Origin of the sequence: Sphingopyxis fribergensis (genome assembly GCF_000803645.1) — a bacterium.
Taxonomy (GTDB): Bacteria; Pseudomonadota; Alphaproteobacteria; order Sphingomonadales; family Sphingomonadaceae; genus Sphingopyxis; species Sphingopyxis fribergensis.
The window spans coordinates 1,412,958-1,426,133 of the sequence record NZ_CP009122.1; the positions used below are offsets into that span (position 1 = coordinate 1,412,958).

The following is a 13,176-nucleotide window of genomic DNA, read 5'->3' on the forward strand; positions in this document are numbered from 1 at the left end:
AGGGGTCCGACAGATGACCGATATCGCAGCGACTGCACCCGCGCACGGCCACGACCACGCGCACGATCATGATCATGATCACGACACGCCCGGCTTCTTTGTCCGCTGGTTCATGTCGACGAACCACAAGGACATCGGCACGCTCTACCTGATCTTCGCGATCGTCGCCGGCATCGTCGGCGGCGCGCTTTCGGGCATGATGCGCCTCGAACTCGCGCATCCGGGTATCCAGTATCTGGGCAGCTGGGCGCAAGCGCTCGGCGGCGCGCAGGATCTGACCGCAGCCAAGCATTTCTGGAACGTGATGATCACCGCACACGGTCTGATCATGGTGTTCTTCATGGTTATGCCGGCAATGATCGGCGGCTTTGGCAACTGGTTCGTGCCGCTGATGATCGGCGCGCCCGACATGGCGTTCCCGCGCATGAACAATGTGTCCTTCTGGCTGACGGCTGTTGCGTTCGTCATGCTGATGGGTTCGCTGTTCGTCCCGGGCGGCAGCGGCAATGGCGCCGGCACCGGCTGGACGGTCTATGCCCCGCTGTCGACCAGCGGTTCGGTTGGCCCCGCGGTCGACATGGCGATCTTCTCGCTCCACCTCGCGGGTGCGGCGTCGATCCTCGGCGCGATCAACTTCATTACCACCATCTTCAACATGCGCGCGCCGGGCATGACGCTGCACAAGATGCCCCTGTTCGTGTGGTCGGTGCTGGTCACGGCCTTCCTGCTGCTGCTCGCGCTGCCGGTTCTGGCTGCTGCGATCACCATGCTGCTGACCGACCGCAATTTCGGCACGACTTTCTATGATGCGGCCGGCGGCGGCGATCCCGTTCTCTACCAGCATCTCTTCTGGTTCTTCGGCCACCCCGAAGTGTATATCATGATCCTGCCCGGCTTCGGCATGGTCAGCCAGATCATCTCGACCTTCAGCAAGAAGCCCGTGTTCGGCTATCTCGGCATGGCCTACGCCATGGTCGCGATCGGCGTCGTCGGCTTCATCGTGTGGGCGCACCACATGTTCACGGTCGGCATGTCTGTGAACCTCAAGATGTACTTCACCGCCGCGACGATGGTCATCGCGGTTCCGACGGGCATCAAGATCTTCAGTTGGATCGCCACCATGTGGGGCGGCTCGCTGAGCTTCAAGACGCCGATGATGTGGTCGCTCGGCTTCATCTTCATGTTCACCGTCGGCGGCGTGACCGGCGTCGTGCTCGCCAATGGCGGCGTCGACACCAATCTGCACGACACTTACTATGTCGTCGCGCACTTCCACTATGTGCTGTCGCTGGGCGCGGTCTTCTCGCTCTTTGCCGGCTTCTATTACTGGTTCCCGAAGATGTCGGGCCGGATGTACAATGAAGCGCTCGGCCAGATCCATTTCTGGGTCTTCTTCATCGGCGTGAACGTCATGTTCTTCCCCCAGCACTTCCTGGGCCAGCAGGGCATGCCGCGCCGTTATCCCGATTATGCGGAAGCCTATGCGCATTGGCACCTGATCTCGTCCTACGGCTATGTGATCATGGGCGTCGGCATGCTCTTCTTCTTCCTGAACATCGGCTACTCGCTGTTCGCGGGCAAGAAGGCCGCCGATAATCCGTGGGGCGAAGGGGCGACGACGCTCGAATGGACGTTGTCGAGCCCGCCGCCGTTCCACCAGTTCAACGAACTGCCGCGTATCGCCTGATTTGTGCTTCCCCCTGCTGGTGACGGCAGGGGGCGCATGACATCGGGCTGGAGTGAATATGGCGCAGAGCCTGACCCACGGCGAAACGGCACTACCCGCCGATTGGCGCGACCTGTTCGCGCTGACGAAGCCGCGCGTCATGTCGCTGGTGGTGTTCACCGCCTTGTGCGGGCTGCTCGCGGCGCCAGGCACAGTGCACCCAATCCTCGCTTTCTCGTCGGTCCTTGCGATTGCGCTGGGGGCAGGGGCGTCGGGCGCGCTCAACCAATGGTATGAGGCGGGGCTCGACGCCAAGATGAAGCGGACCGCCGGCCGGCCGCTTCCCGCAGGGCGTCTCGACCCGCAGACGGCGTTGCAATTCGGCGTCGGTCTCGCCGCCTTTTCGCTGTTCCTGATGCTATTCGCGTCGAACTGGCAGGCGACTTTGCTGCTCGCCGCCTCGATCCTCTTCTATGTCTTCGTCTATACGATGTGGCTGAAGCCACGGACGCCGCAGAATATCGTGATCGGCGGCGCGGCGGGTGCTTTTCCGCCGCTGATCGGCTGGGTCGCGGCGACGGGCAGCATCGCGCCGCTGCCGGTGCTGCTGTTCCTGCTGATCTTCCTGTGGACGCCGCCGCATTTCTGGGCGCTCGCGCTGTTCATGCGCTCGGACTATGCCGCCGCGGGCATTCCGATGATGCCCGTCGTCGCGGGCGAGAAATCGACGCGCCGGCAGATCCTGTTTTATGCCGTCATCATGGCGGTCGGTGCCGTCGCACCCTGGCCGCTCGGTTATACCGGCGCGCTCTATGGCTGGACCGCCGTTGTCTTGTCGGCCGTGTTCGTACTGCTGTCTGTTCAGGTCGGTACGCGCACCACGGGTGAGGGCGATATGATGCGGCCGGAAAAGCGCCTGTTCGCTTATTCGATTGCCTATCTTTTCATTCTGTTCGGCGCAGTCGTCGCCGACCATTGGTGGCCGCTATGACCGAAGACCCGCCGAACGAACCCTTTGACGAGGCCGAATATCGCCGCCGTCAACGCAGCCGCGCCAATATGATGGCGTGGATGCTGGGCGCGCTGGCGATTCTGTTCTTTTTCATCACCATCGCCAAGATGCAGATTTTCTCATGACGACGCTTCCCGTCATCGGGCGGATGTCCGCCAACGCCAAGACCGCCACCCTGGCCGCGCTGCTCGCGCTCGCGATGGTGGGCCTCGGCTTCGCCGCGGTACCGCTTTACAACCTTTTCTGCCGCGTGACCGGCTTTGGCGGTACGACGCAGCGCTACGATCCGGTTGCCGCGGCGGAGGAGCCGGTGGTGTTGAAAGACACGATCTCGATCCGCTTCGACGCCAATGTCTCGCCGAACCTGCCGTGGAAATTCTATCCCGAGCATCCGACCGACACGGTCAGCGTCGGCGCGCGCGACATGGCGATCTTTATCGCCGAGAATAATTCGGCGCATCCCGTTGTCGGGACCGCCAGCTTCAACGTCACGCCCGACCAGGCGGGCAAATATTTTACCAAGATCCAGTGCTTCTGTTTCACCCAGCAACGGCTGGAACCGGGGCAGCAGATGCGCATGCCGGTGTTGTTCTTCGTCGATCCCAAGATCATGGACGACCCCGACGCGCGCGACGTACAGGAAATCACCCTCAGCTACACCTTCCACCCTGTAGACGAGGGTAAAAAGGCGAGCTAAGGCCGCGAACAAGAGTCTAACAAGACCGGCAGATGATGGGGAATCGTCATGCTGGGGCTGCAAAAAACGGGAAACACGCCATGTCCGGTGCGAAACATCATGACTACCACCTCGTAAATCCCAGCGTCTGGCCGCTCATCGGCTCGGTCGCGGCGCTCGTGATGTTCTTCGGGCTCGTCATGGCGATGCACGCCGATCATTTCGGCGAGATCGGCAAATGGGTCCTCGGCCTCGGCTTCATGGGCGTGATCGCCACCTTCTTCAGCTGGTGGTCGGACGTCATCAACGAAGCGCATGCCGGCGACCATACACCGGTCGTCCAGCTGCACCTGCGTTATGGCATGATCCTGTTCATAGCGTCGGAAGTCATGTTCTTCGTCGGCTGGTTCTGGGCATGGTTCGATTTCTCGCTGTTTCCGGTGCCCATCGAATATGCCGAAGGCGCGGTGACCTCGCTGTTCGGTCAGGATGGCGCCGCCGCGATCACAATGTGGCCGCCCAAGGGTATCGAAGTTATCGACGCCTTCTCGCTGCCCTTGCTCAACACGCTGATCCTGCTCTGCTCGGGCACCACGATCACCTGGGCGCATCATTCGCTGATCCATGGCGACCGCGAGGGGCTCAAGAAAGGCCTGTGGCTGACGATCATCCTCGGCGCGATCTTCTCGATGATCCAGGCCTATGAATATGCCCATGCGCCGTTCGGTTTCGGTCAGAGCAACTATAGCTCGGCCTTCTATATGGCGACCGGCTTCCACGGATTCCACGTTCTCGTTGGCACGATCTTCCTGATCGTCTGCCTCGTCCGCACCTACAAGGGCCACTTCACCCCGACCCAGCATTTCGGTTTCGAAGCGGCCGCATGGTATTGGCACTTCGTCGATGTCGTGTGGCTGTTCCTCTTCATCATCGTCTATGTCTGGGGCGGCTGGGGCGCGCCGGTCGCCGCGCACTAAATTGCCGGTTGGCGACGACATGCAAAAGGGGCAGCCGCCGGTCTGGCGCGCTGCCCTTTTTGGTCTCTGCCCCGAATGCGGTGCGTCGACGCTGTTCGACGGGCCGGTGAAGTTCGAGGAAAAGTGCCGCGTCTGTGCCCTCGATTACAGCCGATACAATGTAGGTGACGGGCCTGCGGCGTTTCTGACGCTGATCATCGGCGCGTTGCTCATCGCGATTGCGCTGACGCTCGATGCCGTCGTGCGCCCGCCCTTGTGGGTCCATATCATCCTGTGGGTGCCGCTGACCGCCGCCGCGGTCGTCTATGGCCTGCGCGTCGGCAAGGGCGCGCTGCTGGCGAGCGAACACCAGCGACAGGCGGCAGAGGGCCGCAAGGTGGAGGACAAGAATGACTGATCCCGCCGAAGCCCAGGCGCCCGCCCGGCGCTGGCCGCTGATCCCGACGATCCTCGTTCTCGCCGCGGTCGCGGCGATGGTCGCGCTCGGCGTCTGGCAGCTTCAGCGCAAGAACGAGAAAGAGGCACTGATCGCGCTGTTCCAGCGCAACATGGCGATGTCGTCGACCGTCGCCTATCCCGAACTGCCGCCCGTTCCCGATGCTTTCCTGTATCGCAAGAGCAGCGTCGTCTGCCTTGAACCCGTCCGCTGGGATCCGCGCAGCGGCACCGATCGCAAGGGCCAGTCGGGGATCCGCATGATCGCCGACTGCCGGACGGGCGCCGAGGGGCCGGGCGTGCTCATCGATGTCGGCATCGGCGACGATTTCGCGCCGCCCAAATGGAGCGGCGGAACAGTGCAGGGGACGATCGTTCCCGGGCCCGAACAGCCGACGGTGATGGAGCGCGCGATGGGCAAGGCGGTGCCCGCGCGGGCGATGCTGATTGCCGACACGCCGGTGACGGGATTGCGCGCCAGCGCGGTGCCCTCGGCCGACGATACGCCGAACAACCATCTAGCCTATGCCTTTCAATGGTTCTTCTTCGCGATCGTTGCGCTGATTATCTACATCCTCGCGGTCCGCCGCCGCTTGCAGCCGTGACGGCGCGCCGCTAGGCGCTGGGTCGCCATGGAATATATCAGCACTCGCGGCTCTGCGCCGACCCTCGACTTTCGTGCCGCGACCTTGGCTGGCCTCGCCAGCGATGGCGGCCTTTATGTGCCAGCGAAATGGCCGCAAATGTCGGCCGACGAAATCCGTGCGCTTGCGGGTCTCGACTATGCCGAAACCGCAGTGCGGATCATGGCGCCCTTCGTCGAGGGTGTGCTGACCGAGGATGAGCTGCGCGACCTGTGCCGCGCCGCTTATGGCCGCTTCAGCCACGACGCGGTCACCCCGCTCGTCCAACTCAACCATCGCCACTGGCTGCTCGAACTGTTCCACGGCCCGACGCTGGCGTTCAAGGACGTCGCGCTGCAACTGCTCGGGCAACTGTTCGAGAAGTTCCTCGCTGGCGGCGACACGAACATCACGATCGTCGGCGCGACATCGGGCGATACCGGATCGGCGGCGATCGAGGCGGTCGCGGGGCGCGAGCATATCCAGATCTTCATGCTCCATCCCGAAGGGCGCGTCAGCGACGTGCAGCGGCGGCAGATGACGACGGTGCTGGCGCCCAACGTCCATAATATCGCGATCGACGGCAGCTTCGACGATGCGCAGGCGATGGTGAAGCGGCTGTTCGGTGACGAGGAGGCGCGCGGTCAGGTGAACCTGTCGGCGGTGAACAGCATCAACTGGGCGCGGCTGATGGCGCAGGTTGTCTATTATTTCTATGCCGCGGTTCGGCTCGGCGGCCCCGACCGTCCGGTGGCGTTCAGCGTGCCGACGGGCAATTTCGGCGATGTGTTCGCGGGCTATGTCGCGGCGCAGATGGGGCTGCCGATTGCCCGGCTCGTCGTCGCGACCAACGTCAACGACATCCTCCACCGCGCCCTGACCAGCGGCGACTATAGCGCCGGGACGGTCACCGCGACCGCGACCCCCAGCATGGACATTCAGGTCAGCAGCAATTTCGAACGGCTGCTGTTCGATCTCGCGGGCCGCGACGGCGCCGCGATCACCGGGATGATGGGCGAGTTCGACCGCAATCGCGCGATGTCGATCCCCGCCGATATGCTGGCGGGCGCGCGCGGGCTGTTTTCGAGCGCGAGCATTGATGGCGACACGATGGCGCTCGCGCTGCGCTGGGCGCAGGAAAAGGGCGGGCAGATCATCGATCCGCACAGCGCGGTCGGCCTTGCCGCCGCCCGCGCGCTCGAGATCGATGCCGATATTCCCGTCGTCACGCTCGCGACCGCGCATCCCGCGAAGTTTCGCGAAGCCGTCGAGCGTGCGACCGGCGTGCGCCCGCCGCTGCCCGCGCGCCTCGGCAATCTGTTCGACCGCGAGGAGCGCTATTCGCGCCTTCCCGGCGACTATGACGCGGTGAAGGCCTTTGTCCTCGCGGAAGCCGCGCGTGGCTGATCTTCTGCCTCTCGTCACGCTCGTCGGCGAAGCATGGGATGATTATGGGCTGGTCGACAGCGGGAACGGGCGCAAGCTCGAACGCTATGGCCGCTATCGCTTCATTCGTCCCGAACCGCAGGCGATGTGGGCGCCCGCGCTGCCCGCCAGCGAATGGGAGGCCGCCGATGGCGAGTTCATTCCCGCCTCGGACGACGATGGCGGCGGTCGCTGGTATTATAACAAGCCCGTGCCGGCAGAGGGCTGGCCGCTCGCGTGGCGCGAAACGCGTTTCACCGCGCAATGCACGCCCTTCCGCCACCTCGGCTTTTTCCCTGATATGGCACCCGTATGGGACTGGCTGCGCGACCGCGTCGCCGACAAGGCCGACCCTGCGTTCCTGAACCTGTTCGGTTACACCGGCGTCGGCAGCCAGGCACTCGCTGCGGTGGGCGCATCGGTCACGCATGTCGACGCCTCAAAGAAGTCGGTGGGGCAGGCGCGCGAGAATGCAGCGCTCGCTGGCATGGCCGACAAGCCGGTGCGCTGGATACTCGACGATGCGGGAAAATTCACCGCGCGCGAGGTCCGGCGCGAGAAGCGCTATGACGCGATCCTGCTCGATCCGCCCAAGTTCGGCCGTGGCCCGACCGGCGAGCGCTGGCAGCTTGAGGAGGGGCTGGCGCCCTTGCTCACCGACTGTCGCCAGTTGCTCGACGCGGACAGTCGCGCGCTGTTCCTCACCGTCTATGCCGTGCGCATGTCGGCGCTCGCGATCGGCGAACTGCTGGCGCAGCTTTTCGCCGACCTGCCGGGAAAGGTCGAGTGCGGGGAGCTTGCGGTGCGCGAGGAGGCGAGGGGGCTGCTGCTGCCGACCGCCATATTCGCGCGCTGGAGTCGTTGAGCGACGGCCGCTCGCGCAAGCGGACCTGCCTTTGCGGTGAACCGAGCAACTCTGGGGTGCCGACCTCGTTGCTTGGACAGGGGGCGGCACGGCTGGCTCTTCCCGCCGCTGCTTCGCCCTCGATGCCAAAGGAGAAATTTCCATGGCCGACACGCTTGCACGCGATGAAACGCATCGGTTGATTTCGTCTGAAAAGGTCGAAGGGACCAAGGTCTACAACCCGCAGAATGAAAAGCTTGGCACGATCGCCAATGTCATGATCGACAAAAGATCGGGCAATAGCGAATATGCCGTCATGGAATTCGGCGGCCTGTTCGGTCTTGGCAGCGACCGTTATCCGATTCCCTGGGACATGCTGACCTATGACGTCGACAAGGGCGGTTATGTGGTCGACATCGCCAAGGAGAAGCTGACCGGTGCCCCGCGCTATGCGCGTGACGACACGCCCGAATATACCGATGAATATGGTCGGACCATCTATGGATATTACGGGCTCAGCTATCCGATGCTGTAATCGGCGACGCCCTATATGACGATGAGCGGCCGGCGAGGAGTGGCTGGCCCGCTCCACCGTTAACGTCCACCCGAAACAAATGGAGCGCGATCGTTCGCGGTGTCGGTTGTCGGCCCGCGAACGATTTCCGTTCGATGATCTTTGCTGCATACGTTTGGTGCAGCAAAAAGCGCAGCATTGTGACCGAAATGTCACAGGCTGTGCGTTGACAATGAGAACGTTCCCATTTAGATAACGTTCACATAACGGGAATGCCGCCAGCAAAGAGCGGCTATTTGGGAGGAAAAGGGATGCGGGCGTCTCAAAAGCAGTGGTTTGCCAAATTTCTGGTCGGTACGTCGGCACTGTCCATGATGGGCATCGCGCAGGCTGCGGTCGCACAGGAAGCGCCGGCCGACGGTGAAGTGAACGGCGACGAGATCGTCGTTACCGGCATTCGCGCCAGCCTTGCCGCGTCGGCCGATATCAAGCGCGAGGCGCAGGGCGTCGTCGACGCGATTTCGGCCGAAGACATCGGCAAATTCCCCGACACCAATCTTGCCGAATCGCTGCAGCGCATCACCGGCGTGTCGATCGACCGTCAGAATGGCGAAGGTTCGCTTGTCACGGTTCGCGGCTTCGGTCCCGAATTCAACCTGATAACGGTCAACGGCCGTCAGGTCCCGACGGCAAATATCGGCGGCGGCGATGGTGCGCCGTCCTCGCGTTCGTTCGACTTTGCCAATCTGGCTTCGGAGGGTGTCGCTTCGGTCGAGGTTTACAAGAGCGGCCGCGCTACCGTCGAGTCGGGGGGCATCGGCTCGACGATCAACATCCGCACGCCGCGCCCGCTCGACAATCCGGGGATGCGCGGCAGCCTGTCGGTCAAGGGCGTCTATGATTCGTCGCGCAACGATGGCGAGCCGATCACCCCCGAAGTGTCGGGCATCTTCAGCGCGACCTTTGCCGAAGACCGCATCGGCATCATGGTCGCTGGGTCGTATCAGAAGCGCAAGTCGAGCACCAACCGGGCGAATGTCGGCTGGCGCGACGGCTATCTTGGCAACGAGAATAACTGGGGTTCGCTGGCCAATCCGACGCGTATTGTCAACGGGGTGGAAGTGCCCGATCCGCGCTATGCGAACATCACGAACAGGCCCGAGGCTGGCGATGTCTATCAGGTCCCCCAGAATGCGTCATACGACCTTAACGACATCAATCGCGAGCGCATCAACGGGCAGGCGGTATTGCAGTTCCGGCCGACCGACGAACTGACCGCGACGGTCGATTATATCTATTCGCGCAACACCGTCGAAACACGCAACAGCAACGTCGGCGTGTGGTTCAACCACGATGACACGTCGAGCGCGTGGACCGACGGCCCGGTCGCGGGCCCGATCTTTTACAGCGAGGAATTTGCCGCGCCCACCGGCACGCCCGGCCCCAATGCCCTCTATGGCGGCAAGGATCTATCCTACAGCGGTGCGCTGACCGAAAATCGGGCGGAGAATAATTCGCTCGGCTTCAATCTCGAGTGGAAAGGCACCGATGGGGTGACCTTCGAGCTCGACGCGCATCATTCGACTGCCGAAGTCAATCCGGTCAATCGCTTCGGTTCGAGCGTGTCGCTCGGCAACGCCGTCTTTGGCGTCCAGAACCAGGCGATCAATTTCGAGAACGACCTGCCGGTCATCTCTTATGGTATGTACCCCGGCATCGATCCGCTCGATGCGTCGTTGATCACCCCGACGGGCAATGCTTTTCGCAACGCTTTTTTCCGTAACCGGATCAACCAGGTGCAGTTGCGCGGGCGATATGACCATGACAGCGGCTTCCTCGACAGCATCGATTTCGGCGTCTCCTATGTCGACAGCAAGGTGCGATCGGCGTTCGGCACGGTGCAGAACGACGATACCTGGGGCGGTGCCGGCCCGGCGTCGGATATTCCTGACGATATTTTCAAGCTCGTCACGCTGCCCGACAAATTCCCGGGACTTGCCCAGCCGGGGATGATCCAGAGTTTCTACACCTTCGATTTCGAGCGGCTCGCCGATCTGAACGAGCAGAATTATCAGGTCTGCAGCAACCCTGCGACGGGCGCCGCGCAGCCGGGCACCTGCCTTGCGGTGTTCAATACCGACCGGCGCATAACCGAAAAGACGCTCGCGCCCTATCTGCAGGTGGGGACCGTATTCGATCTGTTCCAGAATCCTGCCCACTTCACGGCGGGTATCCGGTACGAAACGACCGACATCTCGTCGGCGGCGTTGGTGCCGGTGCCGGTTACGACGACATGGATCGGCGACAATGAATTCAACGTCGTCTTTTCGGGCGAAAGCGATTTCACGCGGTTCAAGGGATCTTACGACAATTGGCTGCCCGCCGTCGATTTCGACATCTCGCCGATGGAGAATGTCAAGCTGCGCGCGTCGTACAGCCACACGATCACGCGTCCCGATTATGCCAGCATGCAGGGCGGCCGGACGATCGATACGCTGTTCCGCGTTGGCGGCGGCACCGGCGCGCAAGGCAACCCGGGGCTGATCCCGTACAAGTCGAAGAATATCGACCTGTCGGCGGAATGGTATTACGCCCGCGATTCCTACCTGTCGGTGGGCTATTTTCACAAGGATGTGAGCAATTTCATATCCTCGACGCGGATCGACTCGAACGCGTTCGGGTTGACGACGCCGGTGGGCGGAACGCGCTGGAATGCGGCGATCGCATCGATAGGGTCGGGCGCAACCGCATCGCAAATCCGGCAATATATCTTCGAGAATTTCCCCGAAACAACTACCATCACCGGGGGCGGGGGCGGTCAGCCCTTCACCGGCATCATCAATGCCGCGCCCGGCGATCCGCTCGTCAATTTCGAGATCGGAACGCCGGTGAACAGCGACCAGACCGCGTCGCTCAACGGCTGGGAGTTCGCGATCCAGCACAGTTTCTGGGACACCGGCTTCGGCGTCATCCTGAACTATACGATCGTCAACGGCGACGCGACCTACGACAATACGCAGCCGTCGTCGGCGGCGCAGTTCGCGCTCACGGGGCTCAGCGACAGTGCCAACGCCGTCGCCTTTTATGACAAGGGCGGGTTGCAGGCACGCGTTGCGTGGAACTGGCGCGACAAATTCCTGACGCAAACGGGTCCGAACCCCTTCTATATCGAAGAATATTGGCAGATCGACGCGAGTGCGAGCTATGAGTTCATCCCCGGACTCACGGGCTTCGTCGAGGCGATCAACCTGACCGGCGAAGGGCGCCGCGGGCACCTCCGCCACAAGAATAATGTCAACTTCGCCGAGCCGGGCTTTGCCCGCTATGCGGCAGGGGTCAGGTTCAGCTTCTAAGGCGGGTGGGGCACCTCCGCCGGGTCGCAGGCAGAAAGGGCCGTGTCCTCCCCGGGCGCGGCTCTTTTGCGTGACGGCGGCGGCAAGCTCGCTTAGGATCGACGGCAATGAATGAAGCGATCGAGAGGATTGTCATCGTAGGGGGCGGCACCGCCGGCTGGCTCGCCGCGTCGCGGCTTGCCAGCTCGCGTCGGGCCAAAGCGGGAAGGCTGTTGGTCACGCTGATCGAGGCACCCGACATCCCGACGATCGGCGTCGGCGAGGGTACCTGGCCGACGATGCGCGCGACGCTGGCGGCGATCGGGATCGGCGAGGCCGAGTTCCTGGTCGCGTGCGACGGATCGTTCAAACAAGGGTCGCGGTTCGACGGCTGGCTGACCGGGGAGGAGGACGACCGCTATCTGCACCCTTTCACCTCGCCGCCCTCGGCACCGACCGCCGAGTTGCTCGCCGCCTGGCAGGCGGGCGCGTCCGAGCTGACGTTCGCGGCGGCGATGGGCGCGCAGGCGCATATCTGCGACCTAGACCTCGCCCCGCGGCAACGCGCGATGCCCGACTATCAGGGCGCCGCGAATTACGCCTATCACCTCGACGCCGGCAAGTTTGCGGCGCTGCTCGCATCGCACGCGGTCCAAAAGCTCGGCGTGCGGCATATTTCGGATCATGTCGTCGCGGTGGCGCGCGATGCCGGGGGCGGCATCGCCTCGGTCGCGACGCGCCAGAATGGCGATGTGGCGGGTGACCTGTTCATCGACTGTAGCGGCCATGCGTCGCTGCTGATCGGCAACCATCTGGGCGTCGAGTGGATCGACCGAAGCGACACTTTGTTCAACGATCGCGCGCTCGCCGCGCAGGTGCCGGTCGCGCCCGGCAGTCCGGTCGCCTCGCAAACGGTATCGACCGCGCACGCCGCAGGCTGGATCTGGGACATCGGCCTGCCCGGTCGCCGCGGTATCGGCTGCGTCTATGCCAGCCGGTTTATGGACGATGATGCGGCCGAAGCGACGTTGCGCGCCTATATCGCGCGCGCGCTGCCCGACGCGCCCGAGGTTCCGGTGCGCCGCCTGAGCTTTCCGACCGGGCATCGGGCACGGTTCTGGGAAGGGAATTGCATCGCGATCGGTCTGTCGGCGGGGTTCATCGAACCGCTCGAGGCGTCGGCGATCGTGATGATCGAATTGTCGCTGAACGCGCTGCTCGACAATTTTCCGGCGAGCCGCGCGGCGATGGCAATCCACGCCGAGCGGTTTAACGAGTTGTTCCGCTATCGCTGGGATCGCATCGTCGAGTTCCTCAAACTCCACTATGCGCTCAGCCGCCGCGAAGAGCCCTATTGGCTGGCGCAGCGCGATCCCGCGCATGTTCCGCCGCGGCTCGCGACAATGCTGCAACTGTGGCGCGACCAGCCGCCGTCGGCGTGGGATTTCCCGCGCGTCGACGAGATTTTTTCGGCCGAAAGCCATCAATATATTCTCTATGGCATGGGTTATCCGGTGCCGGCCGATCTGCCGGCGAGCGAGCGGGCGGCCGCGTTGCTAGCCGAGAACCGGCAGCGTGCCCGCTCGCTCGCGGCGGCGCTGCCCGCCAATCGTGATTATCTCGACGCGCTTCGCCCCGATAGCAATGCCGCGGCAGCGCGATAGGAAAGGAA

The 13,176-nt window shown here is 63.3% G+C and carries 12 protein-coding genes; all 12 read left to right on the forward strand.

The features are described 5' to 3' along the window. Positions 1-13: 13 nt before the first annotated feature. The 12 genes from ctaD to SKP52_RS06640 all read left to right on the forward strand — a co-directional run bounded on the left by ctaD (position 14) and on the right by SKP52_RS06640 (position 13,168). Entirely contained in the window at positions 14-1,687 is a 1,674-nt protein-coding gene (ctaD, locus tag SKP52_RS06590; RefSeq protein WP_039573070.1) for a cytochrome c oxidase subunit I, read from the forward strand. A gap of 58 nt (positions 1,688-1,745) precedes the next feature. After that, the gene (locus tag SKP52_RS06595) at positions 1,746-2,657 is read left to right on the forward strand and encodes a heme o synthase (RefSeq protein WP_039573073.1); all 912 of its coding nucleotides are present in this window, start codon (positions 1,746-1,748) and stop codon (positions 2,655-2,657) included. Then, positions 2,654-2,803 carry a hypothetical protein gene (locus tag SKP52_RS26655; protein WP_167702729.1) on the forward strand — a complete coding sequence of 50 codons (150 nt, stop codon included), beginning with the start codon at positions 2,654-2,656 and terminating at the stop codon, positions 2,801-2,803. The genes SKP52_RS06595 and SKP52_RS26655 overlap by 4 nt, the downstream gene beginning before the upstream one ends. After that, a complete protein-coding gene (locus SKP52_RS06600; protein WP_039573075.1) occupies positions 2,800-3,375 on the forward strand; it encodes a cytochrome c oxidase assembly protein in 576 nt (191 codons plus the stop codon). Before SKP52_RS26655 ends, SKP52_RS06600 begins: the two co-directional genes overlap by 4 nt. Before the next feature lie 80 nt (positions 3,376-3,455). After that, complete coding sequence (locus SKP52_RS06605) at positions 3,456-4,331, forward strand: cytochrome c oxidase subunit 3 (protein ID WP_039573078.1); 876 nt, start codon at positions 3,456-3,458, stop codon at positions 4,329-4,331. A gap of 19 nt (positions 4,332-4,350) precedes the next feature. Beyond that, positions 4,351-4,728: a DUF983 domain-containing protein gene (locus SKP52_RS06610; RefSeq protein WP_039573082.1), complete on the forward strand. Its 378-nt coding sequence runs from the start codon at positions 4,351-4,353 to the stop codon at positions 4,726-4,728. Continuing rightward, entirely contained in the window at positions 4,721-5,371 is a 651-nt protein-coding gene (locus SKP52_RS06615) for an SURF1 family protein (protein WP_039573084.1), read from the forward strand. Before SKP52_RS06610 ends, SKP52_RS06615 begins: the two co-directional genes overlap by 8 nt. 27 nt (positions 5,372-5,398) lie before the next feature. Beyond that, entirely contained in the window at positions 5,399-6,796 is a 1,398-nt protein-coding gene (gene thrC, locus SKP52_RS06620) for a threonine synthase (RefSeq protein ID WP_039573085.1), read from the forward strand. A gap of 4 nt (positions 6,797-6,800) precedes the next feature. Further along, the gene (locus tag SKP52_RS06625; RefSeq protein WP_039580136.1) at positions 6,801-7,679 is read left to right on the forward strand and encodes a class I SAM-dependent methyltransferase; all 879 of its coding nucleotides are present in this window, start codon (positions 6,801-6,803) and stop codon (positions 7,677-7,679) included. Between the two features lie 142 nt (positions 7,680-7,821). Next, complete coding sequence (locus tag SKP52_RS06630; RefSeq protein ID WP_039573087.1) at positions 7,822-8,193, forward strand: PRC-barrel domain-containing protein; 372 nt, start codon at positions 7,822-7,824, stop codon at positions 8,191-8,193. A gap of 350 nt (positions 8,194-8,543) precedes the next feature. Next, complete coding sequence (locus tag SKP52_RS06635) at positions 8,544-11,525, forward strand: TonB-dependent receptor (RefSeq protein WP_228383848.1); 2,982 nt, start codon at positions 8,544-8,546, stop codon at positions 11,523-11,525. Positions 11,526-11,632: 107 nt separating this feature from the next. Next, the gene (locus SKP52_RS06640) at positions 11,633-13,168 is read left to right on the forward strand and encodes a tryptophan halogenase family protein (RefSeq protein ID WP_039573092.1); all 1,536 of its coding nucleotides are present in this window, start codon (positions 11,633-11,635) and stop codon (positions 13,166-13,168) included. The last annotated feature ends 8 nt before the right edge of the window (positions 13,169-13,176 follow it).

Bases quoted from the DNA above. Each gene is read 5' to 3' on its own strand.
- ctaD (WP_039573070.1), top strand. From the start codon at position 14: ATGACCGATATCGCAGCGACTGCACCCGCGCACGGCCACGACCACGCG.
- SKP52_RS26655 (WP_167702729.1), top strand. From the start codon at position 2,654: ATGACCGAAGACCCGCCGAACGAACCCTTTGACGAGGCCGAATATCGC.
- SKP52_RS06605 (WP_039573078.1), top strand. From the start codon at position 3,456: ATGTCCGGTGCGAAACATCATGACTACCACCTCGTAAATCCCAGCGTC.
- SKP52_RS06640 (WP_039573092.1), top strand. From the start codon at position 11,633: ATGAATGAAGCGATCGAGAGGATTGTCATCGTAGGGGGCGGCACCGCC.
- SKP52_RS06630 (WP_039573087.1), top strand. From the start codon at position 7,822: ATGGCCGACACGCTTGCACGCGATGAAACGCATCGGTTGATTTCGTCT.
- SKP52_RS06615 (WP_039573084.1), top strand. From the start codon at position 4,721: ATGACTGATCCCGCCGAAGCCCAGGCGCCCGCCCGGCGCTGGCCGCTG.
- SKP52_RS06610 (WP_039573082.1), top strand. From the start codon at position 4,351: ATGCAAAAGGGGCAGCCGCCGGTCTGGCGCGCTGCCCTTTTTGGTCTC.
- thrC (WP_039573085.1), top strand. From the start codon at position 5,399: ATGGAATATATCAGCACTCGCGGCTCTGCGCCGACCCTCGACTTTCGT.
- SKP52_RS06600 (WP_039573075.1), top strand. From the start codon at position 2,800: ATGACGACGCTTCCCGTCATCGGGCGGATGTCCGCCAACGCCAAGACC.
- SKP52_RS06595 (WP_039573073.1), top strand. From the start codon at position 1,746: ATGGCGCAGAGCCTGACCCACGGCGAAACGGCACTACCCGCCGATTGG.
- SKP52_RS06635 (WP_228383848.1), top strand. From the start codon at position 8,544: ATGATGGGCATCGCGCAGGCTGCGGTCGCACAGGAAGCGCCGGCCGAC.